Source organism: Bdellovibrio sp. BCCA (assembly GCF_037996825.1).
Classification (GTDB): Bacteria; Bdellovibrionota; Bdellovibrionia; order Bdellovibrionales; family Bdellovibrionaceae; genus Bdellovibrio.
Map to the genome: position 1 here is coordinate 1,569,660 of NZ_JBBNAC010000001.1, position 25,641 is coordinate 1,595,300.

Below are 25,641 nucleotides of genomic sequence, written 5' to 3' on the forward strand. Positions count from 1 at the left end.
TTATATCGTGAAATCAAATAAATCAGTGCAATCTTTCAAAGACTTTTTAAATGAGTTGGATCCCACTCCGCTGAGCCCAGGTCGAACTTGTCGGGCATTTAGAACAAATTTTGATTTAACTCTTCAAGATGTATCTGATGTAACAGGAATTCAAATTACGAACTTAAGTGCACTTGAAAACGAAAAAATTGAAATGTCTTCTTACTATGCTGAAAAGTTGGCTGCTTTCTTCGGTATCCATCCAAGCCTTCTGCTGTATCCGCAAGGATTTAATAAGTCGAGCGAGGAGTTAAGGGCGATAGCGAAGCGAGGGCAGGCTCTTTTAAAAAAGAAAATTGGATGAAATAAATAAGATTATTCTCATTGGCGCCCCAACTCGTCGCGGCGCTTCGAATCTGAATAGACAAATACTTAGGCATCCATTATTTCAAGTGGCATGCTTTTCAATTCGTATTCGTTTCTTTTCTTGTTTTTGCCAATAACTTTGCTTGGTTATTACTTAATCACTAAAAAGAAAATGCAGCTTTGGTTTCTGTTTCTGTCGAGCGTTTTCTTTTATGCATATTGGAGCAAAACCTTCGTATTTCTTTTGCTCTTCACAGTTGTTCTAGATTTTTACATCGCTAAAAATATTTACTACGCAAAAACACAGAGAGTTCGAAAAGCGCTGCTGTTAACGTCAATCATTGCGAACCTTTCCGTTTTAGGATTCTTTAAATACTACAATTTTTTCGCGGATTCGTTGAACGGACTTTTTCACTTAGGTGGAGCTTCCGCAGAAGTCCTTCCTATTCTGAATGTCGTTTTACCAATTGGTATTTCATTCTATACATTTCAGTCCATGTCTTACGTGATCGATGTATATCGTCGGGTTTCAGATGCGCACGCCCATTTGTTGGAGTTCGCAGGTTACGTGACCCTTTTCCCGCATCAAATTTCAGGTCCATTGGTAAGGCATAATCAAATCGTTCCACAGCTTGAAAGTTCAAAGACCTACGTTTTTCACGCAGATAATTTTTGGAACGGTTGTTATTTCTTCGTATTTGGTCTTGCGAAAAAAATGTTAATTGCAGACCGTATTGCCGCCGTCGTGGATCCGTTGGTCATGAATATGGCTGGAGCATCAACAGCGGAAGCTTGGATTGCGATGATCGGCTACACAATGCAGATTTATTTTGATTTTAGCGGCTACTCTGACATGGCCGTGGGGCTGGGGCTGATGATGAATATTCAGTTCCCACCGAATTTTAATTCTCCTTATAAGTCACAATCCATCACAGAATTCTGGCAGCGCTGGCATATTACGTTGTCATCATGGTTGAGAGATTATCTTTACATTTCTTTGGGAGGAAATCGCGAAGGGGCCATTAAGACCTATCGTAACTTATTTCTTACGATGGCGATTGGTGGGCTATGGCACGGAGCCAATTGGACTTACGTCATTTGGGGATGTTTTCATGGTGTGCTTCTTGGGATTGAGCGCTTCTTTAAAAACCGTGGCTGGCATGTGATTAGTAATAAATACTTAAGTTGGACACTGACGTTTTTCTTAGTGTGCATTGGCTGGGTGTTTTTCCGTGCTCACAATCTTGAACAGGCGATTCTGTGGCTACAAAAAGTATTTTTCCTCAATGGAAAAGTGAGCTGGGATATCACGCTGATTCCGTTAAAACATAAAGACCGTTTTTTTGCATCAATGGGTATTGGATTGTTAGCGGCTTTGTTTGCAAAGAACACTTGGGAGCTGAAATTCACTCCTTCGTATTTACGTGCAGCCTTGTTGGCCTTGATGTTTGTTATTTGTTTGGCCTATATGGGGGAAGAGTCCCCATTTCTTTACTTCCAATTTTAGGCGGGGATGATGGATAAGACGATAAAAGTAATATTGTCCTTTGCATTCTTTGCGATTCTTTTATTGGGAGGAGTTGCCGCATTTAATTTTTATGCGGATCCTATGTGTTACTATCGTTGTGATTCCATAGAAGTTCAGCGCCCTACACAGAATGTGTACTACGAGGCTGCGCAATTGATTGCAGCTAATCCTGACTCTGAGGTTATTATTCTGGGGTCGTCTCGAGGGCAGACTACTCCGGAAGTTTGGGTACAGAGCCGGACTGGAATGAAAACACTTAATCTTTCTAAAGGCGGAGCTGGCGTTTTACTTAAGCTTGCATTGTTGCGAATAGCACAAGAATACAAACTACCTCTAAAAAAAGTTATCTGGATTGCCGATTACTTTGAAGTAGCTGGAGAGGTAACGGACGTGAAAGTTCGACAGACACCTGTTTTACGCAGGTATCTTACTCAAGAGCTTTCCGAAATAGGAGGGCTTAAGAATCGTTTTGAGTCTTTGCAAAGGTTGATTGATCACAACAGTTTTGAGGCGTCACTGGCACAGAAAAGTCTGACTCAGACTTTTGAAATTCCGCAAAGTGGTGTGGATATCGACTACCAAGCTTGCGCATCTCCGGATTTTAAAGGAAAAACTCCTGCGGAGGTTCTTTCCAAAGAGGTGGACATTAGTTACTCCACATTCGGCCCGACTCTTCGTTCTAGGCTCAATAATTCTTATGTGGAGGCTTTAAGGCAATCCGTACAAATGCTTGCGCAAGACGGAGTTGAAGTTTTGATTTTGGTCCCTCCATTTCATCCCGATTTTATGGCGCGGCTAGCGAAAGATGCTCCGGATTCTTTAAAATTGCATCAACAATGGTTTGATTATCTTAATTCATTGCAGTCAGATAGAATTCGTGTCAGTTCTTTTTGGAACGGAATTCCAGGGGATGACGAAGGGCCGGCGTTTTGGGATGATGGAGCTCACCCAACTTGCAAGTCAATGATGATAATGCTTGATAAAGCTCTCTAAGCTGGTTGCTAAGGAAGAATATGGTTTACGATTGTTTTGTTTTCTACGATGAATTGGATTTGTTAGAAATCCGCCTGAATGTACTTAACGATGTTGTTGATAAGTTCGTTATCATCGAATCTAAAAAAACATTCCGTGGAACAGACAAGCCTTTATTCTACGTTGAAAACAAAGAACGCTTCGCGAAGTTTCTACCAAAAATCATGCATGTGGTTGTTGAGGATTTTCCAAAAATCAATTGGTGTAAACTTCGTCTGTTTAGTAACTGGGATCGTGAAGATTATCAGCGTAATGCTTTGTCGAAGCATTTGATAAATTGTAAGCCGGACGATGTGATTTTGCTTTCTGACGTAGATGAAATTCCAGCTCCAGAAAAAATCACAGAGTATTTACAGACCCCAGGAATCAAAACATTTTATCAAGAGCTATTCTATTACTATCTAAATAACTTGGCATATGAGCATCCAGAACCAAACAAAATGTACAAGGACTATATTCCTTGGCATGGAACTGTGATGGCATCGTACTCTTATTTTAAAAAGTATACGCCTCACAAAATGCGTACTTATCGAAGTTATAAAGATAAGGAGCATACAATGGTTATGGATGGGGGATGGCACTTTTCATTCATGGGTGGGACCGAAATGATCCTTAAAAAGATGAAGGCCTATAGTCACACTGAATATATGACAGAGGAAATGTTCAATCCTCAGTGGGTCGAATCTCATGTTCGTGCTGGCAAAGATATTTTTAACCGTCCGATGAAGTTTAAGCGTGTTGGACTAGATCGTTTGCCAAAATACGTGCAGCAGAATACTTCTAAATACGCAAACTTAATTCTCGGGGAGTAACTTATATGGCTCGTGTTTTAGTTACTGGAGGCGCGGGCTATATCGGCTCGCACACCGTTCAAAAACTGTTGCTCTCCGGCCATAAAGTTGCGGTCATTGATAACCTTAACACTGGTTTTGAAGAAGCAATTCCAAAGCAGGCAGAGTTTTATTTTGGTGATGTTCGAGATTCTGACTTTGTGGCGGAAGTTATGAAGAAAGTTGGCGCAGAAGTTGTGATTCACTTTGCGGCAAAGTTGAATGTTGCGGAATCTCTTATAAAGCCCGTGGAATATTACGACAATAATGTGGGCGGAACACTGTCTCTCTTAAAAGCCTGTGAAAAAAGTAGAGTTAAGAATTTTATCTTTTCTTCAACGGCAGCGGTGTACGGTGATTCTTGTACTGACGGAATTATTTCAGAGAACACGCCGACGAGTCCTTTAAATCCTTACGGTTGGTCGAAATTAATCAGCGAAAGGTTGTTGAGCGATATCGGTGACTTGCTTGGAATCAATCATGTAATTTTCCGATACTTTAACGTCGCTGGTGCCTCAGAGGATGGATCTAATGGGCAACGAACGGCGAATGCTTATCACCTTGTGCACTTGGCGTCTCAGGCTGGTGTCGGTAAGAGGCAGGGACTAAAAATTTTTGGGACAGATTATCCTACGCCGGATGGAACTTGTATCCGTGACTACATTCATGTCGAGGACCTCGCTGATATTCATGTATTAGGTGCGGAGTATCTTTTAAGAGGTGGGGAAAGTGCCACTTTAAATTGCGGCTACGGAGAAGGATACTCTGTGCGCGAGGTTATATCCTCTGCATTGAATATTGCAGAAACTAAGTTTCCTGTTGAAGAGGCAGTTCGTCGTCCAGGAGATCCTGCGAGTCTTGTTGCGGATTCTCGAAAGATGCAGACTCTACTAGGATGGGTTCCGAAAAGAAATAATATTGATACAATTTGCCGTACGGCTTTGAATTGGGAAAAGACGCTTAGCAAGTAATCTTATTCTGAAGATAATTGCTTTTTATCTTTTCCTGAAAGGTATCCGTATGAGAATCCTAGGATGATTAGAATATAGTTCCTAGGTCCTTGTTGGATAATTGGCGTTTCTGTGAAAGAGCAACCGAAGAAGGCTACTATGCAAAGGATGGCGCCCAAAGACAGTTGCTTCTCTATGACTTCTGTGGCGCTTTTGAATTTTTTGTGAAAGAAAACCAGACCCGAAATAAATGCTCCTAGAAAGCCAGCAAGACCCACAATGCCCGCCCCCGTTAGAACATCAAAAAACTGATTGTGGGTGTGTCCCGGTACGTACGAAGTAGATTGTCCCAATTTAACATAGTACTCTCGAAATAATTTTGCAGCATATTCAAAACCTACTCCGAATGTTGGGTGATCAAGGAAGAGATGCCAAGCAGCGTTCCATACTGCAAAGCGTTCTCCTTGGGAATTGTTTGTCTGAATATTAAATGAATAAAGAATGCGATCTTTTAGGTCGAACCAGTTAAGCAGAATTGCCAGTGAAAAAACTCCGATGACGAATGCCGATATAGCAAATGCTTTTTTGTTCTTGCTGTAGATCAAGGCCACTGACACTGCTGCCAGCATAGCAATCCATGATGTACGAGTGTAAGTGGCAATGAGTATGACCCCCGCAAAGAATAGAACCAATGCTGCGCCAATTCGCGACTTGTTGTTTTGATTATAGATTGCAAAAGGCAGCATGGTTGCCCAAACCAATGCAACAGCCATAGCAAAGTAATTGGGATTACTATAAAGTCCCTGAATTCGATGTTCCCGAGAAATCAGTGTTCCTGAAGTTTCATCCAATTGTTTGGCGATAATAAAAATTAATACCAAAACAAGAGCAGAGAAATACCAGTTAAATTGAATTTTTCTTTTTGCTAGTAAATAGCCTGCTGAAAAACACGCGAAGAATCCCCAGATCCATCTAAGATTTCCAATTTTAGTAAGTTCGTTGGCCTGCATCGGGCTATAGAGAACATAACCAAGGATGCCAGATAGAAAATAAGCCCCGAAAAGGCAAAGCAAAAGTTTACTTTTTAAACCAAAAGTAGATTGAATTTTTGGCCAGGTCTTTTCTGAAACGGCGATCGCGGCAAACGTCATTAAAACGAAAACGATATCCATCCAGAAGAAGTTGACTAAATTAATGGCCAGTGAGAGGGGGAAAAAGAAGATGAGTAAAGTCGAAAAAAAATATGATTTAGTTATAGACATCCAGGAACAGTATTTTCTCTTTTTTCGGTTGTCACTGGGATTTCGTCTAGCAGGATTATGGCACATTGTGACAGCTGGTCTTAAGAATTTTAAGAATCTGTGTTACACAGGTTTATGCGTTTTAAACTGCCACAAAAAAACCAGACGGCTTGGGCATTACTATTTTTAAGTATCTTTAGTATGACTCTGCAGGGTCTCGTTTTTCACTCCACACTTCTGTCTAAATTGTTGATGCCTTGGTTGATGTACTTTTCTTTTCTGGTTGTTTTGCGGCCCTATGCCTCCGCGACTTTTGTTTTTCTTTTGGAATGTCTCTTAGTTCGGATTCATTTGATGAAATTGGCTTTAACCAATACGCCGTTTGAGGTTGAGGACATTTTTGCGTGGAAGCAGGCTTTGTTTTTAAAGAGTTATAGTGACTGGGTGATTCCGTTAATGGTGTTGGGGCTTATAATCTGTGTGGTGAAAGGTTTTTCATTGCGAAAAAGGCAATGGGTTTTCTTTCCCGTGTTCATCCTTTTATCGGTATCCTGCGTACAGGAAAGTCATCCAACGGAAATACAGACTAATCCTGTGAGTTATCTTTTTCGACTTGCACGAGTGACTTACGTTGATTGGAATCTTGTCACAAATGTTAAAGAAAATGGAATATTCAATCATGTCTTTTTAACTTTATCGATGGGGGGAGTGCCTGCTAAAGGAAGCCTGCCATACAAAGATACCTCAGCTACGGCATCAGTATTTTTGGATAAAGATGCGCCAGATGTTTTTCTTGTTCTATGTGAATCTTGTTACACCAGTAGTAACGGAAATTTTATCACTCCGATTTCTAAAATTGAAGAGCAGGGGTATTCTTACGCAACGGTAGTTTCCCCGGTTTACGGTGGAATGACGGCCGAGGCAGAGTTCGAGGTACTGACGGGCCTTCCTAGTCGACGTCATAAAGGAATTGATTTTCAGTATTATGCTGAAAAGTATTCAGGGGACGCAAAGGCTGTTCCTAGAGTTTTTGCGGACCACGGTTACGATACTTTTTCCGCCCACGCCAATGTAGGTTTCTTTTGGAAACGAGAAATCGTTCACCCTAAATTTGGTTTTCATCAATCCTATTTCGTAGACGATATCAAGGGAGCGGAGCGGGGTAAGTATGCCGAAGATCGAATCCTTTTTGATTCCGTCCTGAGTAAATATAAAGCTAATTTAAAAGCGGGTAAAAAGACCTTTGGATTTTTGATTACAGTATATACTCACGGCCCTTATCCCGATGTTAATGGGGACGGGGGCGAGCAGGCATATAAAGATAAGGTTGAAAAAACGACGCAACAGTTTTTAGACTTTCAAACTGCAGCGGCGAAGCTGGCCGCGAGTCGTAATCGGCCTATAGTGTTTGTGATTTTTGGGGATCATAAACCGGCGATGACGGTGTCGTTTTATAAGCGACATGAGTTCAATGATGATTACTTTACTTTAACTGGCTCTAGAAATGAGTCCTTCCGCTTTGCAGATTTGGACAAGGCCCAGCAGATTGTTTTTGGCAAGGTGCCTATGTATGCTAAGGGTTATGGGCTGGGGAACTCGTCTCTTATTAGTGAATTCGTGAAGAAGATGGAAGAACGTCCTTTGTTCTGCCTTCCAGCGTTAATAGCTGCAGATATTGGAGTTCGAGAGGCGTTCTTTCAATATTCTACCGATGTCTGCCGCAAGGATCCTGAGGCATTGGTAGATTTGAAAGTACTTGGTCAGTATTACCCTGAGGCGGTTTATGCTGATCGGCTGTTTAAATAGCTTCTGATTTTTTGTCGCCATGCTGCGCAACTTTTTTGTGCTTATAAATCACCTATTTACAGTGTCATTGAATAGTCATATTGTTCCACTATTTCATGCTATCGCAAGGGGAGTTTTGTGTCTGAAGTGTTGAGTGTTTTTTTGAAGAGGGCAGCAGACAAACAGTTGAATATTGGGATTGTTGGCCTTGGATATGTTGGCTTGCCACTAGCTCTTCGTTTTTCTGAAGTGGGATTCAAAGTCTTAGGCTTTGACATTGATAAAAACAAAGTTTCAAAAATTCATGACGGACAAAGTTACATTGAGCATATTTCTAGTGACTCTGTGAGAAAGGCCGTGTCTGCGGGCTTTTCAGCAACGTCTGAGTTTCAACGAATTTCTGAAGTTGATGCTATCATTCTGTGCGTGCCGACTCCTTTAAATAAATACCGTGAGCCAGATTTGAGCTTTGTCTTGGATACCACTGATTCAATTGTACCATATTTAAAAAAGGGGCAATTGGTATCCCTAGAGAGTACAACTTATCCTGGAACGACAGATGAGGAACTTAAGCCTCGTGTGGAATCCAAGGGACTAAAAGTTGGAGAAGACATCTTTTTGGTATTCTCTCCTGAACGTGAGGACCCAGGTAATCCGAACTTTTCAACGAGAACAATTCCAAAGGTTGTGGGTGGGCATACTGAAAATTGTTTGAAGGCGGGATTGGAACTATATAGTGCCGTCATTGATAGAGTAGTGGCTGTTTCATCAACTAAAGCTGCTGAAATGACAAAACTATTAGAAAATATTCACCGTGCTGTGAATATTGGTCTTGTTAACGAAATGAAAATTGTGGCTGATAAAATGGGCATTGATATCCACGAGGTTATCGATGCTGCCGCAACAAAACCGTTTGGTTTTGTTGCTTATCGTCCAGGCCCTGGTATCGGTGGTCACTGTATCCCGATCGATCCTTTCTATCTAACATGGAAGGCTCGAGAGTACGGTATTCATACTCGCTTTATTGAGTTGGCGGGCGAAATCAATACGACAATGCCAAACTACGTGATGAAGAAAATCGCTGTAGCTCTCAACGAACGAGAGAAATCAGTGAAAGGCTCTAAAGTCTTGGTTCTTGGTATTTCTTATAAGAAGAATATCGACGACATGCGCGAATCTCCGTCAGTGTTTTTGATGGAAAAACTCAGAGATGATGGAGCTAAGTTGGATTACTGTGACCCGCACGTCCCAGTTTTCCCAAAAATGCGCGAGCATAAGTTTGATTTAAAATCAGTGTCGCTTAGCCCAGAAATCATCAAGTCTTATGATTGTGTTGTCCTAACGACAGATCACGACAAGTTTGATTACGATATGATTCTGAAAAATGCGAAGTTGCTTGTTGATACACGCGGTAAGTTCCGTCAATCAGTTCCGAATTTGGTGAAGGCGTAATATATGAACTTTGCGATTATCGGCGTTGGTGGTTACATAGCTCCTCGTCATTTAGAGGCAATCAAAGAACTAGGACATCAGTTGGTAGCGGCTTACGACCATAATGATTCCGTAGGAATTATGGATCGTTATTTTCCCGATTGTCAGTTCTTTACCGATTTCGAGAGATTTGAATCTTTTATTGATTCAAAAAAGGGCACATCTGAGGAGATTCAATATGTCTCTATTTGTACGCCCAATTATATGCATTCTTCCCATATCAAGTTTGCACTTAGTCACGGAGCTCACGCCATTTGTGAAAAACCGCTGGTGTTGAATGAAAAAGATATTGATGAGCTTGCGACGTATGAGAAAAAATTCGACAAGAAGGTCTACACGGTTCTTCAGCTCCGCGTTCATGATGCCATTCTTGCATTGAAAAAGAAGATTGAGTCAGAGAAAAAAGATTCTCATGAGATCAATCTGACTTATATGACTTCTCGTGGACAATGGTATCACGAATCTTGGAAGGGCGACGTTCGCAAGTCGGGTGGATTGTCTACAAATATCGGCGTTCACTTTTTTGACATGCTGACCTGGATTTTTGGAGAACCACTCTCAGTTGATGTTAGTGAAAAATCTGCGACGGTTGAAAAGGGTACCTTGAAATTAAAAAATGCCCATGTGAGTTGGTCTTTAACTATCGACCGTTCTTTGCTTCCTGCGGAAGCTGTGAAGACAGGAAAAACAACTTTCCGTTCTATTAAAATTGATGGTTCCGAGTTCGAATTCTCGGAAGGATTTACTGAGCTTCATAAAAGAGTCTATGGCGATATTCTTTCAGGCAAGGGATATGGTTTAGAGGCTGCTCGTTCTGCTATTCGTATTGTTGAGCAAATTCGAGGTATGAAGTGAGTTTCACGAAACACGAGACCGCTATCGTCGATGAGGGAGCTGAGATAGGTGAAGGAACTCGCATTTGGCATTGGGTCCATATCTGCGGAAAAGCTAAAATCGGAAAAAAATGTTCTTTCGGTCAAAATGTTTATGTTGGGAATAATGTAGTCATTGGTGATAACTGCAAAGTTCAGAACAATGTTTCTATCTATGACAATGTGTTCTTAGAAGACGATGTGTTTTGCGGACCTAGTATGGTCTTTACCAATGTAATTAACCCTCGTTCGGGTGTCGTACGTAAAGATGAGTACTTAGATACTCGTGTGAAAAAAGGTAGTTCTATCGGCGCAAATGCTACAATTGTTTGTGGTATAACCTTAGGAGAATACTCTTTTGTTGCAGCGGGTGCTGTGGTTAATAAGGATGTAAAGGCGTATGCGCTTGTTGCTGGAGTCCCTGCTAAACAAATTGGTTGGATGAGTAAATATGGAGAAAGGGTGGAGTTACCTCTATCTGGGAAAGGCAAGTGGGTTTGTACGAAGACCGGTGATACATATGTTCTCAATGGTGATGTATTGCTATCTGAGTAGATAGGGTTGGGGCATTGCTTGAGTTTTGGAGCATTTCGCAGTATATTTAAGACATCATCGGCCCTTCTTGCTGGGCAATTAGCAAACTTCCTTTTCATACCTCTCATTTCTCGTACTTATTTGCCTGAAGTGTTTTCTCAATGGGCAATATACTTCACAATTGTGACGATTGTCGGTGGTATTTCTACTGCACGATATTCGGATTCTTTGGTTCTGATAAAAACGGAAAAGAATGCGCGAATAATGTTTATGCTATGTCTACTGATCGGCTTGGCATTTTCTACTTTGTCTGTTTTCCTAAGTCCCGTGTTATGGTCTCTGGGGTACCTTACTGGGTATGGAGCCTTGCTGATTCCTATAAATGTCCTTGTTTTTTGTGTGCATTTATCGTGCTTGCAAATGTTAGTCAGGCACAGGAAGTTTTCTTTATATTCCATTTCAATTTTAACTATGTCTGTACTTCCAAGTCTTTTCCAATTTCTTGCAGGCCAAGTATTGGGGGCGACCGGTACTTCAATCATAATAGCAGGCTTTTCGGGGCAGTTTATCTCATTGTCTGCTACTGTAAAATACACTGGAGTACATTGGCAAAGGGTGACTCTGTTACGTTTGAAAGGAATTGCTAGGGCTCATTCACAATTTCCTAAATACTCTATGGGTTTCGCCTTTTTCTCACTTATTCGTGTTCGTGCGCTTTATCTTATATTTGGTGCTTATAAAGATCCATCTTTTTTGGGTTATTACGCACAAACGGATCGTCTATTGAATGCCCCTAGTGCGTTGCTGGGTGCATCAGTGCGTCCTGTATTCTTCCGATATGCTGCAGAGGTTGGTATTCATAATGTAGAGAAGCCTCTGAGGAGTATCTTCAAGAGTATTTTGTTTTGCGGAGCCCCTATCGTCGGCGTTTTGATGTTTTATTCTGATGAAATCATAACACTAATTTTAGGAAAACAATGGGTCAGCGGAGCCTGGTTATTCAAAACAATGCTGATCCCATCATTTTTGTTACTATGCACGAACTGGCTAGATAGGGCCTATGATATTTTGAAACTTCAGAAGATTGTTTTTCTGATGGAGTGTTTCTATGGCCTTGCGGGTATTTTACTTGGCTCGTATCTGATTTTAGTTTTGGAAGATCCAAAGGTCGCGGTGTTTGTCTTGGCGCTTCTGTTTTCTATTTACTATTCTCACTGGGTATTGTTTTTGTTTAAAAAAATGGGTGTCAGTACTGCGCCCATCCTGATTTATATCTTTAGCTGTATTGGATTTATTTTTGGATCTTTTTCCTTCCTGCTGTTGGTCCAGAATGCGGGAGGGAGTGCAATTACTGGTCTTTCGCTTTTGCTGCTCTTAAGTATTGTTGGGCTTTATCTTCTTTTAAAAAAAGACTGGATGAGCCTATTGAGTCTATTGCGGGCATGATGATGTTGCATGGGGGGATAGATGTCGAATTGTGACGTTACTATTATTGACTACGGATCAGGGAATATTGCGTCTGTCGTAAATATGGTAAAACGTATTGGTTACTCAGCGACCGTGGCAAAAGACCCAAGGGAGCTATCGGGAGCAGCAAGAGTTATCTTACCGGGCGTCGGGGCTTTTGATGCGGGTATGCAGAAGTTAAGGGAGAGAGAGTTTATAGATCCTTTGACGAAGCTTGCCTTCGAAGCAAAAATTCCTTTTCTCGGCATATGTCTAGGCTCCCAGCTTTTAGGGAGAAGCAGTGAGGAAGGGAAAGAGTTAGGCTTGGGTTGGTTAGATTTTGAATGTCGTAAATTTATTCCTGAAGGTAATCTAAAAGTTCCGCATATGGGTTGGAACTTTGTGAGTACAAGAAACATGTGTGCAGTTACCAGAGATCTGCCGCAAGATCCACGATTTTATTTTGTGCATTCATACTATATGGATGTTCACGACTCGTCTCAAGTTTTATTTAATACATATTATGGACATGATTTTGCCTCAGGAGTCGTGAAAGAAAATATTTACGGTGTCCAATTTCATCCTGAGAAGAGTCATAAGTTCGGTATGTCACTTCTAAGAAGTTTTCTCGAGGCAAGATAATGTATCGAAATCGTGTAATTCCAGTTTTATTAATCGATAATGGAAGTCTTGTGAAGACGAAACAGTTTAAGGACGCAGTTTATGTCGGTGATCCTGTAAATGCCGTTAGAATATTCAACGAAAAAGAAGTCGACGAGCTTACTATCTTTGATATTTCTGCAACTCGCGAGAACCGAGAGCCTGATTACTCTTTGATTGAGGAAATTGCTGGCGAATGTTTTATGCCTGTCAATTATGGAGGAGGACTTTCCAATCTTAATCAAATTAGAAGGGTCTTTGATTGCGGTGTGGAGAAAATTACAATCAACTCGGCGGCAAGAAATTTGGACGTGGTGTCGAGTGCGGCTGCAGTATTCGGAAGTCAAAGTATTGTGGTTTCAATTGATTGTAAGAAAAAAGTCTTTTTGGGTGGGTATTCTTGCTATGGGAGTTCCGGATCAGTTGATCTAAAGATATCACCAGAAAATTTAGCCCGCGAGACGGAACAGGCTGGGGCGGGGGAAATTATAGTAAGTGCCATCGAAAATGATGGAGTAATGAAAGGATATGACTTAAAGCTTATTAAGGAAGTTTCTTCTGCCGTATCGATTCCTGTCGTTGCTGTAGGAGGAGCTGGCGAATTATTTCATTTCTCAGAAGCGCTTAGGGTGGGTGCGTCTGCTGTTGCTGCGGGCAGCATGTTCGTATTTCATGGAAAGCACCGCGCCGTTCTTATTAGCTATCCTAGTAGTGATGATCTTAGCGCTCTGAATAGTAAGGTCAGTCAATGATGTCAGCTTCTTTGCCGTTTTTATTTAGTATTATATTTAACCTCGCAACCATTTCATTTGTTGGTTGGTTACTTTTTTTCAAAAGAGAACTTTCTTTTTTCGTACGACCGTCAATTGTTTTTGTGGCTTTTCTTTATTGTGTTTATCTGCTTCCATCTCAACTGCTTAATGAGCATATTAAGCGAATGTCTCCTTTCATAGATAATGCAGTTTTGCTATTATCTGCTGTTATTTTCTTTTCTTTGTGTGCAATTTACTGGTTTTATAAAAAGACGGAGAACAATTCTCCGAAGATATCTTCGCAGTTTTCAGAGAAGTATAAGTCGGTTGTTCTTCTGGGATTAGTGGGCTCCTTAATTACGTGCGTTACTTTGTATTTCTCTCAGATTAGCTTCATGCATACGGGACTTTATTCTTTACTCTGTGATCCAAAACATTTTGTTATATTAAGGGAAATGTCTCTTAAGTTGGCCGGGATACAATGGCTGGGATATGTTTACCTAATTGGTTTTTCTTGCGTCTGTCCTTTTTTGTGCGTTCTGTGGGTTGATAAAATTTTGAACGCAAAAGGGAGAAATATAGTTGCATTACTAGTTTTTGGAATGCCGCTTTTACTCTTTGTCTTATTCTATCTCCTAATTACGGGTGCAAGAGTCGGTATACTGAACTGCGCGTTAGCTGTTTTGGGGGCTCTTTGGTATCGCTTATCATTTAAAAAGTTTTTGCCAGCAGCAGTGCTTACTATTGTTGGAGCCTTGTCTCTTGCTGCATTGATTAGTATGGCATGGGTAAATCGGATTGATGATTCCGAGGCTAATCGTGGAGGAATTTGTTCTTTATTTGCAGTTAACAATTATGAGTTGAAACAATTGGACGCTGATTCACCGGTATCTTGGACAACACAAAGAACGGATGGTTTTCTCAGCTATTTTGAAGGAATTATTAATCGAATTTTTATTGTTCCTGCTGCAATATCTGGCTGGTATGTAGAGGAAGGCATCTATTCTGGCGCACGGCCGTACTATTTATATTCTCCTGAAAGTAAAAAAATGGCGAATGTTTTTGCCCAAAAATATGTGAAGCGAATTTATGGAGAAGAATATCAAGCCGGTGAATCCATTATGGCCCCCACATCGTTTGTTTTTGTTAATTTTATTTACTTTGGCTATTGGTCAATTTTGATGTCGGTTTTGGGCATATTAGCAATGGATTTTGCATTCATATTGGCCGGAACTCTGGGGCGCGTCTTGTCAGTTCCATTTATGGCTATGTGTCTTTATTATAGTTTTATTTTTGCACAGACCGGTTATGCGACCGTCATTTTAAGTCATGGCTATTTTTTACTAGTGGGCATTGTTATTGTACTTTATTGTCTTAACCGTTGGATTTGGCAAAGGCAGACTACAGATTGTTAAGAAAAATCTGTTCATGTTTTTTGGATAACAGAAAAAGGGAAATTTAGTGGAGAAAAGTGAACTTGCTTATCGTCAATGTGTTCGATGTGTGATGGATACGACTGATTCAAACATTACCTTTGATGAAAAAGGGGTCTGCAGTCATTGTTCTGAGTTTGATAGTGTGACGACAAAAAACTGGTTTCCTAATGCTGAGGGAAAAAAGCGTCTTGAAGCCATTGTCGAGAATATTAAGAAGGAAGGTCGTGGGCAGGAATATGATTGTATCATAGGTCTTAGTGGTGGCATCGACAGTTCTTATATGGCGCTGAAGGTGAAAGAGTGGGGGTTACGACCTTTGGTTGTACATGTCGACGCCGGGTGGAATAGTGAAATTGCCGTAGGAAATATCGAAAAAATTGTAAAGCATTGTAACTATGATCTTCATACTCACGTTATTGATTGGGAGGACATGAGAGATTTGCAATTGGCGTATTTCAGATCTGCTATTGCTAATCAGGATGTTCCGCAGGATCACGCTTTTTTTGCAGCCTTGTATCACTATGCTACGAAGAATAATATTAAATATATTCTGAGCGGTGGAAATATTGCTACCGAAGGGATATCTCCTAAAACGTGGCATGGAAGCGCTATGGACGCCATTAACTTGAAAGCGATTCATAAGGCTTTTGGTAGTCGTAAGCTGAAGAGTTACCCTCTGATCAGCTTCTTTCAGTATTATTTTTATTATCCCTTTATTAAAGGTATGCGTACATTCCGTCCTCTCAACTATATGCCATACGATAAAAATATGGCTGTTGAGTTCTTGCAAAAGGAAATCGGATGGCGTCCGTATGGGCGCAAGCATGGGGAATCTATTTTTACAAAATTTTTCCAGAACTATTATCTTCCTACAAAATTTGGATTCGATAAGAGAAAGCCACATTTATCTAGTCTGATAGTCTCCGGTCAGATGACGCGAGAACAAGCGTTGGCTGAGTTAGCGAAACCTCTTTATGATGCCAATGAGTTGGAAACTGATATTTCTTATTTCTGCAAAAAACTTAGAATCTCTCGTGAGGAATTTGAACGTTGTATGCAAGCTCCTATTCATGATTACACTGACTTTGCAAATTGGAATAATCTTCACGCTCGACTCAAGATGTTGCAAAAAATCGCAGAGAGAACTTTACGTCGAAAAGTAAGAGTTTATTCGTAGGCCTAGGATCGCAATATGAAAAAGAGGATAGCACATTTAACATCAGCTCACCCGCGACATGATATACGCATTCTCTTGAAAGAGTGTGCTAGTCTTGCAAAAGCTGGTTTTGAAGTATTCATGGTTGTGGCCGATGGCGCCGGAGACGAAGAAAAAGTTGGAGTTCAGCTTTTGGACCTGGGGCACAGAGGAGGGCGTTGGAGTCGTTTTTTTATAATGCCATGGAAAGTTTGGGCTAAGGCAAGAAAGCTCAATGCCGATATTTATCAGTTTCATGATCCTGAGTTGCTAATAGTAGGATTGCTTCTTAGGTTAGAAGGGTTTCGGGTTATCTATGATTCCCACGAGGATCTTCCTCGCCAGATCTATAGCAAACACTACATTCCGCTGTGGCTTCGCAATGTCATATCATTTTGTGTCGAAATCTTTGAAAACTTTGTATCTCGACGACTAATAGCCGTGGTTACGGCGACTCCACATATTGGCAAGCGATTCTCTCATATAAACCGGACGGTAGTTGTCGTTAACAATTATCCTCTAGAGCAAGAAATTGTGGCTAAGTCTTTAAGAAAACGTGACCCGAAGCAAATTTGTTATACGGGCGGGATCACACGAGTTCGGGGGGCTTTGGAGATGGTACGCGCTCTTCAAGGTCTTGATGTTAAGTTGGTGATGGCTGGTCCAATGGAAAATCAACAATTAAAGAGTGAATTAGAAAGTACCCCAGGTTGGGAAAATGTCTGTTATCTTGGTAGTGTAGAAAGAGCTAGAGTTTTTGAGGTAATGGAGACGTCTTCTCTGGGATTTTTGCTATATCATCCTGAACCAAATCATACGGATGCACAGCCAAATAAACTTTTTGAGTATATGGCTGTAGGACTTCCGGTTTTGGCATCTCACTTTGATTTATGGAGAAGCATTGTTGAAGGGTATGATGCCGGTGTTTGTGTGGATCCTCAAAACGTAGACGAAATAAGAAAAGGGCTTTTAAAAATTTTAGAGTCTGAAAAAAATATTGAGAATATGGGAGAGCGAGGGCGAAATGCCGTCGAAGCTCACTTGAATTGGGGATCGGAAGAAAAGAAGCTGGTACAACTATATCAGAGTATTTTGGAACGAGGGGTAAGATGAAAGTAGTAACGGTAGTAGGTGCGAGACCTCAGTTTATTAAAGCCTCTGCGGTTTCTCGAGAGTTTCCCAAAAGAAATGTTGAGGAAGTTATAGTCCATACTGGGCAGCATTATGACGCAAATATGTCTGATATCTTTTTTAAAGAGTTGGGGATTCCTACACCGCGATACAATTTTGAAATTCGAAGCTCTCGGCACGGAGAAATGACAGGAAGAATGCTTGAATCTATCGAAACTGTTTTGCTTGGGGAAAAGCCTGATTGGGTTCTTATATATGGTGATACCAATTCTACGCTGGCAGGAGCCCTAGCGGCAGCTAAATTGCATATTCCTATTGCTCATGTGGAGGCAGGTCTTCGTTCCTTTAATCGCGCGATGCCTGAGGAAGTGAACCGTATCATGGCCGATCACCTTAGTTCTATTTTGTTTTCCCCAACGGAACTGGGAAGAAAAAATTTAATTTCAGAAGGAATCCCTAGTACGAAGATCTCAGTAGTGGGCGATGTGATGTATGACGTGTCTCAGTACTATGGCTCATTGGCTAATAAAAATAAGATCTTATTACAACGTCTCGGACTGGAAGAAAAAAAGTTTATTTTGCTAACCTGCCATCGACAGGAGAATACCGATAATATAGATCGGTTAAAGGCAATCTTTTTGGGGTTAAACGATGTGGCAGAAAAAATGCCTGTAGTTTGCCCAATCCATCCGCGCACTAAAAAGTATTTACTCGATGCGGAATGGTTTAAACCTTCAAAGGAGCTTAAGCTTATTGATCCAATTGGATATCTTGATATGGTTACATTGGAACATACCTCTGCCTTAATTGCGACGGATTCTGGAGGGGTTCAGAAGGAAGCTTTTTTCTATGAAGTTCCGTGTGTAACCTTGAGGGATGAGACTGAATGGGAGGAGCTCATCGAGGGTGGCTGGAATATTCTTGTGCCTCCACTATCTAAAGAGGTTGTCCGTGATGGCGTACTTTCTAGATTGAACAGAATGGGGAAAAAAATTTTTCCATACGGCGATGGAAAGGCGTCACAGGCGATTGTTGATGCTATGGTCAGGGGAGTTTGAGCTTGGATTTAAAGATTTCGAGTTTTAAGGTAGACATCACTCCAAATCTACCTTGCAATGTGGCAGGATACGGAAGTTTAGATCGTAACATCGAAAAAGTATTTTCTCGTCTTGAAGCCAATGGGTTAGTTTGGGAAAATTGTGAAAAACCGCTGGCCCTTATTCAGCTTGATACTCTTTATGTGACTAGTGAGTTACGAAAAATTATTGAAGAGAGGACCGGTGTGCAAGCGGTTCTTATAGCCTCTCACACGCATGGAGCTCCTTTTCTTGATCGGAATAAAACGAAACTTGGTATCTATGATCAAGAATATTTTGAGATTGTTGCAGATAAGCTTGTTGAAGCCATAAAAGAACGATCGACGACTCAAAAATCCGAAATATATTGTGGTGAAAGTCAGGCGAATGTGGCTGTTTTTCGTAGAAAAAAGGCTTTTGGTCTTTTCGCCCGCAACCCATTTTTAGCTTACAAGGTAGCCCTTTTACCAAATCCAGATATTTCTATTGATCAACGTGTGACATGTTTTTTTGTTCGCGATGCCGGAGGCGTAGTGACGGCCATCTTCTGGCGTTTCACGTGTCATCCTGTGACGACTCCAGGAAGAGAGCAAATTTCTTCGGATTACCCTGGGGCGATTCGAACCTACTTTAGAAAGAAACTAAATAACGAAAATTTACCTGTTGTATTTTTGCCGGGTCCTGCAGGTGATGTGCGGCCTGCTTTTACAAATGAATCAGGCAAGACGGAACTTATTCGTCGTTTACGGTTTCCTTTTCAATCGACTTTTTTTTCATATCCGACAAAGTCTCAGTATGAATATTTTAATAAAAGTTTGAGTGATGCCATTCTAGATGCATTTGATTCAGCAAAGATTACTGTTTCGTCAACGCCCAAATGGTCTCGGGTAAGTCTTGCTTTAAAGTCCCTTAGCCGCCTCTCTGGAGAAGACATCAAATATCCGTTGGGAGTTCTTTCGGGCGTCGGCGATAGTATTTTCCTTTTTGTCGGCGCGGAAGTTTCATCACAATATCAAGAGATCATTAGTAACAGGTGGGGACGAAAAGTTTTTATCTGTAGTTATTTCGAGGACGTTTTTGGTTATCTTCCCACGGAAGATCAGGTCGATGAGGGAGGATACGAAGGAAAAGATTTTATTCCTCTATTTGATCTTCGCGGCGATTTTGCCTTGGGTTTTCAAAATGAACTTTTAAAAGCTATTAAGGGGCTTATATCATGCTAACTAAAGAAGAGTTTGTAAGGCAGATAAAAAGCCTTGGAATTCAGGAAAACGACATAGTTTATATTAGAGCTAGCTTAGGAGCTCTAGGAAAAGTCGATGGAGACTTATTTGATGTCATTGTAAATGGCCTAAAAGAGGCAGTGGGGCCTCAAGGAACAATTCTCGCACCGGCATTTAATAAGATTCAAAATATTTTTGAGAAGAAAAAAAACCTCATTTCTTTGGATACTATTCCTATTTCTGGAGCTGTCTCTAAACTTTTTTTGAAGCATCCAGAAATGAAAAGGTCGAGTCACCCTTCTCACTCATTTGTCGCAATTGGCCCTAAGGCATTAGATCTATTGAGTGGACATGACGAGAGTGCGGCCTGTTTTCTGCCTATCAAGCACCTTGCTGAGATGAATGGGAAGATGATTCTCATGGGATGTGTGAACGAAAGCCCTGGTTTTTCGACAGTTCACGTTGCTCAATTCGAACTAGGATTGAGTCAGAAACATTTTGTCCGATATCTCCAAAGGGGATGGATCCAAAAAGAAAACATTATTAAAAAGTGGCTTCCTATCGAGAGTCCAGGTTGTAGTCTTAGTTTTGGGAAGTTCTACTTGTCCTACATAGAAGATAAAAATCTTATCTCCGGTTGGATTGGGAGTGCATATACTCTTGTAGTTCCTTCTGCTAGAAATGCTCTTAGAACTGAGTTGGATTTGCTAAAGGGACATCCAACTTTTGTGGACTGCGGTCGTGCTGATTGTCTTACTTGTGGTATGCGTGGTTACGAATTATTGCGAATTCCAAAAACAATCGTTGCATTATTTCTAAAGAAAATTTTTGGGAAGAGGTGATTATGAAAAATTTGAGAAAGAAAGTTTCTTTATATGACCTTGCGGCTTATTTGGGTTGGTCTTCCAAAGGGACAGACTTTTTAATTGGCAATGTAGCACCATTCACAAAAGCAAACGAGGAATCACTAACATTCTCCAGTAAGCCATTAGGCAGCTCATTCAAGGGGTGCGTGATTGCTCCCGCTATTTCAGAAGGTAGCGGTTTTGAAGTACCCGCTCCCAGATTGTATTATGCAAGGGCTCTTAAATATCTAATTGAAAATGGGTATCTAGATAGCTTCGGTGATCGTCATGATATCCACCCATCAGTTCGTGTGGGACAAAATGCTGTAATTGAGGATGGCGTAGTAATTGGTGAAAATACCATAATTGGAATGAATGCAGTTATTCGCTCAAACGTTACAATCGGGAAAAACTGTATTATAGGGCCGAATTCTGTGATAGGCAACCGTGGCTTTGGATACGAACGAGATGAACATGGAGTTCCAATTCATGTACCTCATGTTGGAGGTGTTATTATCGGCGATAATGTCGACATAGGAGCTCTAGTCACTGTGGTTTCAGGTACAATGGAGCCAACAATGATCGGAAACAATACGAAGTTTGATGATCATGTTCATTTCGGACACAATTGTTCTGTTGGGGAGTCATCTATAATTACGGCTTGTGCCGAATTTAGCGGTGGGGTTCAGGTAGGAAATAAAGTCTGGATCGGTCCCAATGTATCTATAAAGGAAAAAATTAAGATTGAGGATGAGTCTTATGTTGGTTTGGCATCGGTAGTTTTAAAAAACGTGGAGGTTAAATCTGTAATTGTTGGAAACCCGGGGAGAGTTCTCCGTAAGATTGATTGAGTAGATCGAGTAGTACAATTAGCAGGATTTTTTGTCTCAGTATATTGATAACTTTTTTATATTTAAATTGTTTTTAACATGAGTTTTACATCTTTCGCGTTCTTTATATTTATCGGAGTATTCTTCTCGATCTGGTATTTTCTTCGAAATCGCCGCGAAGGTCGATGGTTTCTTTTAACGGTTGCTTCATTCTTCTTTTACGGTTGGTGGGACTGGAAATTTCTAGGTCTTTTGATTGCTACGGGACTATTTGATTTTATATTAGCTCTGACGATAGATCGTACAAAAGGGGATAACAAACGACTGATTTTGATGTGTTTTTCTGTCATATCAAATCTTACAGTTTTGGCACTTTTTAAATACACTGTTTTTTTCTCTAATAACTTTGAGGAACTGGGCCAATATTTCGGTTGGAATGTTTCTTTGACAAGCAATATTCCTAGTGTGTTTCTGGTGCTTCCAATAGGTATTAGCTTTTATACTTTTGAATCTTTAAGTTACACAATTGATGTTTATCACCGTCATATTAAACCTACAAAAAATGTGTTTCAGTATTTTGCATTTCTTTCGATGTTTCCAAGGCTAGTGGCTGGCCCAATTGAGCGTCCTGCCAATTTATTACCGCAGCTTGAACGCAATCCCCAGCCTAGTAACGAGATGGTTTGGAAAGGATTTAATTTAATATTGGCGGGATACTTTAAAAAGCTCGTCATTGCGGATAATCTTGCCCCCTATGTCAATGAAGCTTTCGCCCGAACGCATTCGGTTTCTGGCCTCAGTTGGTGGATAGCTATGTTTTCATTCTCTATTCAGATTTACTGTGATTTTAGTGGGTATTCGGACATCGCAAGAGGGCTCGCAAATCTTCTTGGGTTTGAATTTAAACTTAATTTCAACTCGCCATATATTTCGCATGGATTTTCGGACTTTTGGCGGCGTTGGCACATAAGTTTATCCTCTTGGTTTAGAGATTATCTTTATATACCGCTTGGTGGGAGTAAAGTTTCAAAAATCCGTAGTCACTTAAATACGTGGATCACAATGTTAGTATCCGGATTTTGGCATGGAGCTAGTTGGACTTTTGTTGCATGGGGAGCCCTTCATGCGATGTTTTTATCATTTGAACACGAAGTACGTTGGCATCAAAAGATCAATAAGCATCTCGTCGTGCTTATTACATTTTTGATGGTAACTTTCGCCTGGGTTTTATTCAGGGCTGAGAGTCTTCAACAAGCAAAGAATATATATCTCGCGATGCTTACTTTAAGCGGAGGTGACAATTTGATTTCCCTAAAGCAGATTTTTTTAATTTTGCTAGCGCTGGTGCCTCATTTATATGAATTCTCAAAATCAAAAACTGCGATTGAACAGTATTATCCTACTAGGCTCGTAAAGATCGTGATGGCAACAATGATAGTATTTTGTATTTTTGGTCGTGGGCCTGGCTCAACGTTTATTTACTTTCAGTTTTAATATGAGTGCACTTAAAAACATTAAATTTATACTTCTCCTATCTATAATTCTTACTGGAGTTATGTATTTATACCTATTTTCTCGCGGAGTTGTTTCCGTGGAAAATATAATAGTCGAGGCCCGTTCGAGACAGATGTGGGCTGCAAAATCAACCCCTACGAAAGATAAAGATTTTGTAGTGATTGGAGATTCTCGCATTTATCGAGGTGTAGATACTGAAATTATCTCGAGCTACTTAGATATGAATGGTATGAACTTAGGGTTCTCAAGCGCGGGAATGAGTTCACCTCTTTTTGATCTAGCTGAAAGTTTTTTGAGATCTAATGGGGAAAGAATAATAATTATTGGTCTTACGGCCAATTCATTGACCGAGGAATCAGCTAAGAATCTTCATCTTAAAGAGTGGACACTGAAGCCCACTATTGATCGATTTGCAATACTTTGTTGTGAGTCTTTCATGATACTGACAGGGCCTAAATTATTTGAGCTAAATAATGGAGATAAAAATTATCTTCAAACATATCATCTCAATGGGTTTGTGGCTTCAGATTATCAAGTTCGAAATAGTCGAGAGGCAATTAAGTCCTATAAAGAAACATTTGAGAAAAATCATATATCGGGGCACGTAATTGAGGGACTTCTCGATAGAATTAAAAAGTGGAAAAATGAAAAAATAGAGGTCTATTTTTTCGTTCCCCCTATATCGAAAGATCTTTGGGATGTTGAAGAAAAGCAAACTGGCTTTTATTCATCAAATATTTTTAAATTACTTTCGGACGCTGGGGCAATGCAGATACCTGTTGAAGGTGAGTGGACCTCTTATGATGGAAGCCATTTAACGGCAGGTGATGCCGTTAGGTTGAGTCGTGTTCTTGCCGAAGCGGTCGGCAGGCGCTCGAAGGAAACAATGACCTCTAAATAGATTTACGTACCTTGGTAAAAAATTATTTAATTATCCATCGCACGACATCGAATGTTTCTGCATAAGTAGTTGCAATTTGGACACCTCTTGTTCGTGCTAAGGATCTAATAAACTCTTCATTGGCATAAGGTCTATGAGCTTGTGACCTATAAAGGCGAAGAGCATTGATTTTCTTTTCCACATGTCTATCCTCAAGATGAACGAAGGACGAAGTATTAAAGCTAAGATTGTTCCATGGGACTTCATAACTTAATATACTTGTCAACTTGAAGGCTCTTAAGCCTTCAAGAGCAATCGTGCTATGATCTTGATGCATATCGCTTGTAGCTGGCATGAAGACGAGATCAGGATTGATATTCTTTTTTAGATCGACAAGATCTTGTAGAATTTCTTGTCGTCGAAAGTTAAAAGTTCTGACTTCATATTTAAATAAAATCAGATTCTCCTTCTTTATTCCAAGTTCAGCTGTGGCCTCTTTAACTTCAGAAATAAGTATGTCGGGAGGGAACTCTTTAAGAACAGACTGTTCGCAGGCCGAGAAGGCCGCATAGTAAACATCAGCCCCTTCTTCGATCAACTTAGCTATACTACCACCGCACCCAAACTCACCATCGTCAGTGTGTGGTGCTAAAACAAGTACTCTTTTAACCTGATTGCTCGAAATCATTGAAACCTCAAAATTTATAATTAATCAGAGCATATGTATTGCAGTCAACAAAGCCGTATTCTATAACTTATCGTCATTGCAGCATGGAGCTTAAAATGAATATACTTTTTATCAATCACTATGCTGGAGCTCCTAAGTTGGGAATGGAGTTTCGTCCCTTTTATCTAGGGCGTGAGTGGAGTAAGAAAGGACACAAAGTCGCCATTTTGGGAGCTTCTTATTCGCATTTGCGACAAAAGAATCCGGTAGTGTCCGAGGATTTTCAGTTCGAAGACATTCAGGGACTTTCCTACTATTGGTTTAAAACCCCCGAATACACTGGTAATGGGCTAGGCCGTTTACTGAATATCTTTACTTTTGTATTTAAGCTTCTTTTCAATTCACGAAAAATTGCTAAACAATTTATGCCGCAGGTAGTTGTGGCATCATCAACCTATCCATTGGATGTTATTCCTGCGCTGTTAATTGCTAAATTTTCAAAGGCGAAAGTCATTCATGAAGTCCATGATCTTTGGCCGCTTACTTTGACTGAAATTGGAGGGCTTTCGAAAATGAATCCCTTCGTTGTGTTGCTTCAGTGGGCGGAGAACTTTTCATACCGTAACGTCGATAGAGTTGTGAGTATGCTCGAAGCCGCTTTCCCATATATGCAAGAACATGGGCTTTCTGAGGACCGTTTTGTCGCTGTTTCTAATGGTGTCGTTGAAGACGAATGGATCTCTGTGAAAGCTATGCCGCAAGATCTTGATGATCTATGTAAAAAATTACGTGCAAAGCAACATTTGATACTAGGCTACACTGGGTATTTAGGTTTAGCCAACTCTGTTGGTACGTTAGTCGACGCCATTAAATTTTTGAAGAAAGAAAACGTTTCTCTTGTTATTCTTGGAAGTGGACCAGAAAAAGAAAAATTGATCGAGATGTGTGAGGCAGAGGACCTAAAGAATATTTATTTTTATGGCTCGATTGAGAAACAACAAATCCCGAGTTTTTTGGCCGAAGTTGATGCAACTTTTATCGGGGCACCGAAGAGTTCTCTCTATCGCTATGGAGTTTCCCCCAATAAACTTCTGGATTATTTGATGGCTGGAAAACCAATTCTATATGCTATTGAAGCCGGAAATAATTGGGTCGATGAGTCGAAGAGCGGTATTTCAGTAAGTTCGGAGAATGCTGCGGAGCTAGCCCAAGCTATTCGAGATGTAATGAGAATGTCGACTGAAGAAAGAGTAAAGATGGGAAATAACGGTCGTGAGTTTGTCCTGCGGTCGAAGACGTACCCATATTTGGCCCAGAAATTCATCGAAGGAATTTTTGATTAAGTCATAAGAAGCGATAAACAAGTTTTTAGTGAAT

Annotated in this window: 24 protein-coding genes; 22 read left to right on the forward strand and 2 right to left on the reverse strand. The window is 40.6% G+C overall.

From position 1 onward, the window contains the following. Window positions 1-7: 7 nt before the first annotated feature. The 5 genes from AAAA78_RS07725 to galE all read left to right on the forward strand — a co-directional run bounded on the left by AAAA78_RS07725 (window position 8) and on the right by galE (window position 4,706). The gene (locus AAAA78_RS07725; protein WP_340591209.1) at window positions 8-343 is read left to right on the forward strand and encodes a helix-turn-helix domain-containing protein; all 336 of its coding nucleotides are present in this window, start codon (window positions 8-10) and stop codon (window positions 341-343) included. Window positions 344-517: 174 nt separating this feature from the next. After that, window positions 518-1,852 (forward strand): MBOAT family O-acyltransferase, encoded by a 1,335-nt coding sequence (locus tag AAAA78_RS07730; protein WP_340591211.1) that lies wholly within the window; start codon window positions 518-520, stop codon window positions 1,850-1,852. Between the two features lie 9 nt (window positions 1,853-1,861). Beyond that, window positions 1,862-2,866 carry a hypothetical protein gene (locus AAAA78_RS07735; protein WP_340591212.1) on the forward strand — a complete coding sequence of 335 codons (1,005 nt, stop codon included), beginning with the start codon at window positions 1,862-1,864 and terminating at the stop codon, window positions 2,864-2,866. Window positions 2,867-2,886: 20 nt separating this feature from the next. After that, a complete protein-coding gene (locus AAAA78_RS07740; protein ID WP_340591213.1) occupies window positions 2,887-3,717 on the forward strand; it encodes an N-acetylglucosaminyltransferase in 831 nt (276 codons plus the stop codon). Window positions 3,718-3,722: 5 nt separating this feature from the next. Next, window positions 3,723-4,706 (forward strand): UDP-glucose 4-epimerase GalE, encoded by a 984-nt coding sequence (gene galE, locus AAAA78_RS07745; protein ID WP_340591214.1) that lies wholly within the window; start codon window positions 3,723-3,725, stop codon window positions 4,704-4,706. A 2-nt stretch (window positions 4,707-4,708) separates the two neighbouring features. On the opposite strand, the gene AAAA78_RS07750 is transcribed toward galE, so the two are convergent. Then, the gene (locus tag AAAA78_RS07750) at window positions 4,709-5,947 is read right to left on the reverse strand and encodes an O-antigen ligase family protein (protein WP_340591217.1); all 1,239 of its coding nucleotides are present in this window, start codon (window positions 5,945-5,947) and stop codon (window positions 4,709-4,711) included. A 114-nt stretch (window positions 5,948-6,061) separates the two neighbouring features. On the opposite strand from AAAA78_RS07750, the gene AAAA78_RS07755 reads away from it, so the two are divergent. The 16 genes from AAAA78_RS07755 to AAAA78_RS07830 all read left to right on the forward strand — a co-directional run bounded on the left by AAAA78_RS07755 (window position 6,062) and on the right by AAAA78_RS07830 (window position 23,618). Further along, window positions 6,062-7,732 carry an LTA synthase family protein gene (locus AAAA78_RS07755; RefSeq protein WP_340591219.1) on the forward strand — a complete coding sequence of 557 codons (1,671 nt, stop codon included), beginning with the start codon at window positions 6,062-6,064 and terminating at the stop codon, window positions 7,730-7,732. A gap of 126 nt (window positions 7,733-7,858) precedes the next feature. After that, entirely contained in the window at window positions 7,859-9,163 is a 1,305-nt protein-coding gene (locus tag AAAA78_RS07760) for a nucleotide sugar dehydrogenase (protein WP_445291998.1), read from the forward strand. A 3-nt stretch (window positions 9,164-9,166) separates the two neighbouring features. After that, window positions 9,167-10,057 carry a Gfo/Idh/MocA family oxidoreductase gene (locus AAAA78_RS07765; protein WP_340591223.1) on the forward strand — a complete coding sequence of 297 codons (891 nt, stop codon included), beginning with the start codon at window positions 9,167-9,169 and terminating at the stop codon, window positions 10,055-10,057. After that, window positions 10,054-10,629 carry an acyltransferase gene (locus tag AAAA78_RS07770; protein ID WP_340591225.1) on the forward strand — a complete coding sequence of 192 codons (576 nt, stop codon included), beginning with the start codon at window positions 10,054-10,056 and terminating at the stop codon, window positions 10,627-10,629. Before AAAA78_RS07765 ends, AAAA78_RS07770 begins: the two co-directional genes overlap by 4 nt. Before the next feature lie 129 nt (window positions 10,630-10,758). After that, window positions 10,759-12,054: an oligosaccharide flippase family protein gene (locus AAAA78_RS07775; RefSeq protein WP_340593633.1), complete on the forward strand. Its 1,296-nt coding sequence runs from the start codon at window positions 10,759-10,761 to the stop codon at window positions 12,052-12,054. Between the two features lie 21 nt (window positions 12,055-12,075). Further along, entirely contained in the window at window positions 12,076-12,696 is a 621-nt protein-coding gene (hisH, locus tag AAAA78_RS07780; RefSeq protein WP_340591226.1) for an imidazole glycerol phosphate synthase subunit HisH, read from the forward strand. After that, window positions 12,696-13,466, forward strand: coding sequence for an AglZ/HisF2 family acetamidino modification protein (locus AAAA78_RS07785; protein ID WP_340591228.1), 771 nt, complete (start codon window positions 12,696-12,698; stop codon window positions 13,464-13,466). Before hisH ends, AAAA78_RS07785 begins: the two co-directional genes overlap by 1 nt. Next, entirely contained in the window at window positions 13,463-14,881 is a 1,419-nt protein-coding gene (locus tag AAAA78_RS07790; RefSeq protein WP_340591230.1) for a hypothetical protein, read from the forward strand. The genes AAAA78_RS07785 and AAAA78_RS07790 overlap by 4 nt, the downstream gene beginning before the upstream one ends. A gap of 91 nt (window positions 14,882-14,972) precedes the next feature. Continuing rightward, complete coding sequence (locus tag AAAA78_RS07795; protein WP_445291976.1) at window positions 14,973-16,079, forward strand: N-acetyl sugar amidotransferase; 1,107 nt, start codon at window positions 14,973-14,975, stop codon at window positions 16,077-16,079. 15 nt (window positions 16,080-16,094) lie between these two features. Next, window positions 16,095-17,210: a glycosyltransferase gene (locus tag AAAA78_RS07800; protein WP_340591233.1), complete on the forward strand. Its 1,116-nt coding sequence runs from the start codon at window positions 16,095-16,097 to the stop codon at window positions 17,208-17,210. Beyond that, window positions 17,207-18,286 carry a non-hydrolyzing UDP-N-acetylglucosamine 2-epimerase gene (wecB, locus tag AAAA78_RS07805; RefSeq protein ID WP_340591235.1) on the forward strand — a complete coding sequence of 360 codons (1,080 nt, stop codon included), beginning with the start codon at window positions 17,207-17,209 and terminating at the stop codon, window positions 18,284-18,286. Before AAAA78_RS07800 ends, wecB begins: the two co-directional genes overlap by 4 nt. 2 nt (window positions 18,287-18,288) lie before the next feature. After that, window positions 18,289-19,527: a hypothetical protein gene (locus AAAA78_RS07810; RefSeq protein WP_340591236.1), complete on the forward strand. Its 1,239-nt coding sequence runs from the start codon at window positions 18,289-18,291 to the stop codon at window positions 19,525-19,527. Next, window positions 19,521-20,369: an AAC(3) family N-acetyltransferase gene (locus tag AAAA78_RS07815; RefSeq protein ID WP_340591237.1), complete on the forward strand. Its 849-nt coding sequence runs from the start codon at window positions 19,521-19,523 to the stop codon at window positions 20,367-20,369. Before AAAA78_RS07810 ends, AAAA78_RS07815 begins: the two co-directional genes overlap by 7 nt. Before the next feature lie 2 nt (window positions 20,370-20,371). Next, window positions 20,372-21,223, forward strand: coding sequence for a UDP-3-O-(3-hydroxymyristoyl)glucosamine N-acyltransferase (locus AAAA78_RS07820; RefSeq protein WP_340591239.1), 852 nt, complete (start codon window positions 20,372-20,374; stop codon window positions 21,221-21,223). Between the two features lie 78 nt (window positions 21,224-21,301). Next, entirely contained in the window at window positions 21,302-22,696 is a 1,395-nt protein-coding gene (locus AAAA78_RS07825; RefSeq protein WP_340591240.1) for an MBOAT family O-acyltransferase, read from the forward strand. A 1-nt stretch (window position 22,697) separates the two neighbouring features. Beyond that, a complete protein-coding gene (locus AAAA78_RS07830; protein WP_340591241.1) occupies window positions 22,698-23,618 on the forward strand; it encodes a hypothetical protein in 921 nt (306 codons plus the stop codon). Window positions 23,619-23,640: 22 nt separating this feature from the next. Here AAAA78_RS07830 and AAAA78_RS07835 read toward each other — a convergent pair whose 3' ends face one another. Continuing rightward, on the reverse strand, window positions 23,641-24,285 hold the full coding sequence (locus AAAA78_RS07835; protein ID WP_340591243.1) for a PIG-L deacetylase family protein: 645 nt from the start codon (window positions 24,283-24,285) through the stop codon (window positions 23,641-23,643). Window positions 24,286-24,380: 95 nt separating this feature from the next. Here AAAA78_RS07835 and AAAA78_RS07840 point away from each other — a divergent pair, with 95 nt between their 5' ends. Next, window positions 24,381-25,607, forward strand: a complete 1,227-nt coding sequence (locus AAAA78_RS07840; RefSeq protein ID WP_340591244.1) for a glycosyltransferase family 4 protein — start codon at window positions 24,381-24,383, stop codon at window positions 25,605-25,607. Window positions 25,608-25,641: the final 34 nt, after the last annotated feature.

Coding starts and splice junctions, on each gene's coding strand:
- AAAA78_RS07730 (WP_340591211.1), top strand. CDS start 518: ATGCAGCTTTGGTTTCTGTTTCTGTCGAGCGTTTTCTTTTATGCATAT.
- AAAA78_RS07735 (WP_340591212.1), top strand. CDS start 1,862: ATGGATAAGACGATAAAAGTAATATTGTCCTTTGCATTCTTTGCGATT.
- AAAA78_RS07740 (WP_340591213.1), top strand. CDS start 2,887: ATGGTTTACGATTGTTTTGTTTTCTACGATGAATTGGATTTGTTAGAA.
- galE (WP_340591214.1), top strand. CDS start 3,723: ATGGCTCGTGTTTTAGTTACTGGAGGCGCGGGCTATATCGGCTCGCAC.
- AAAA78_RS07750 (WP_340591217.1), bottom strand. CDS start 5,947: ATGTCTATAACTAAATCATATTTTTTTTCGACTTTACTCATCTTCTTT.
- AAAA78_RS07755 (WP_340591219.1), top strand. CDS start 6,062: ATGCGTTTTAAACTGCCACAAAAAAACCAGACGGCTTGGGCATTACTA.
- AAAA78_RS07765 (WP_340591223.1), top strand. CDS start 9,167: ATGAACTTTGCGATTATCGGCGTTGGTGGTTACATAGCTCCTCGTCAT.
- hisH (WP_340591226.1), top strand. CDS start 12,076: ATGTCGAATTGTGACGTTACTATTATTGACTACGGATCAGGGAATATT.
- AAAA78_RS07785 (WP_340591228.1), top strand. CDS start 12,696: ATGTATCGAAATCGTGTAATTCCAGTTTTATTAATCGATAATGGAAGT.
- AAAA78_RS07790 (WP_340591230.1), top strand. CDS start 13,463: ATGATGTCAGCTTCTTTGCCGTTTTTATTTAGTATTATATTTAACCTC.
- AAAA78_RS07795 (WP_445291976.1), top strand. CDS start 14,973: ATGGATACGACTGATTCAAACATTACCTTTGATGAAAAAGGGGTCTGC.
- AAAA78_RS07800 (WP_340591233.1), top strand. CDS start 16,095: ATGAAAAAGAGGATAGCACATTTAACATCAGCTCACCCGCGACATGAT.
- wecB (WP_340591235.1), top strand. CDS start 17,207: ATGAAAGTAGTAACGGTAGTAGGTGCGAGACCTCAGTTTATTAAAGCC.
- AAAA78_RS07815 (WP_340591237.1), top strand. CDS start 19,521: ATGCTAACTAAAGAAGAGTTTGTAAGGCAGATAAAAAGCCTTGGAATT.
- AAAA78_RS07820 (WP_340591239.1), top strand. CDS start 20,372: ATGAAAAATTTGAGAAAGAAAGTTTCTTTATATGACCTTGCGGCTTAT.
- AAAA78_RS07825 (WP_340591240.1), top strand. CDS start 21,302: ATGAGTTTTACATCTTTCGCGTTCTTTATATTTATCGGAGTATTCTTC.
- AAAA78_RS07830 (WP_340591241.1), top strand. CDS start 22,698: ATGAGTGCACTTAAAAACATTAAATTTATACTTCTCCTATCTATAATT.
- AAAA78_RS07835 (WP_340591243.1), bottom strand. CDS start 24,285: ATGATTTCGAGCAATCAGGTTAAAAGAGTACTTGTTTTAGCACCACAC.
- AAAA78_RS07840 (WP_340591244.1), top strand. CDS start 24,381: ATGAATATACTTTTTATCAATCACTATGCTGGAGCTCCTAAGTTGGGA.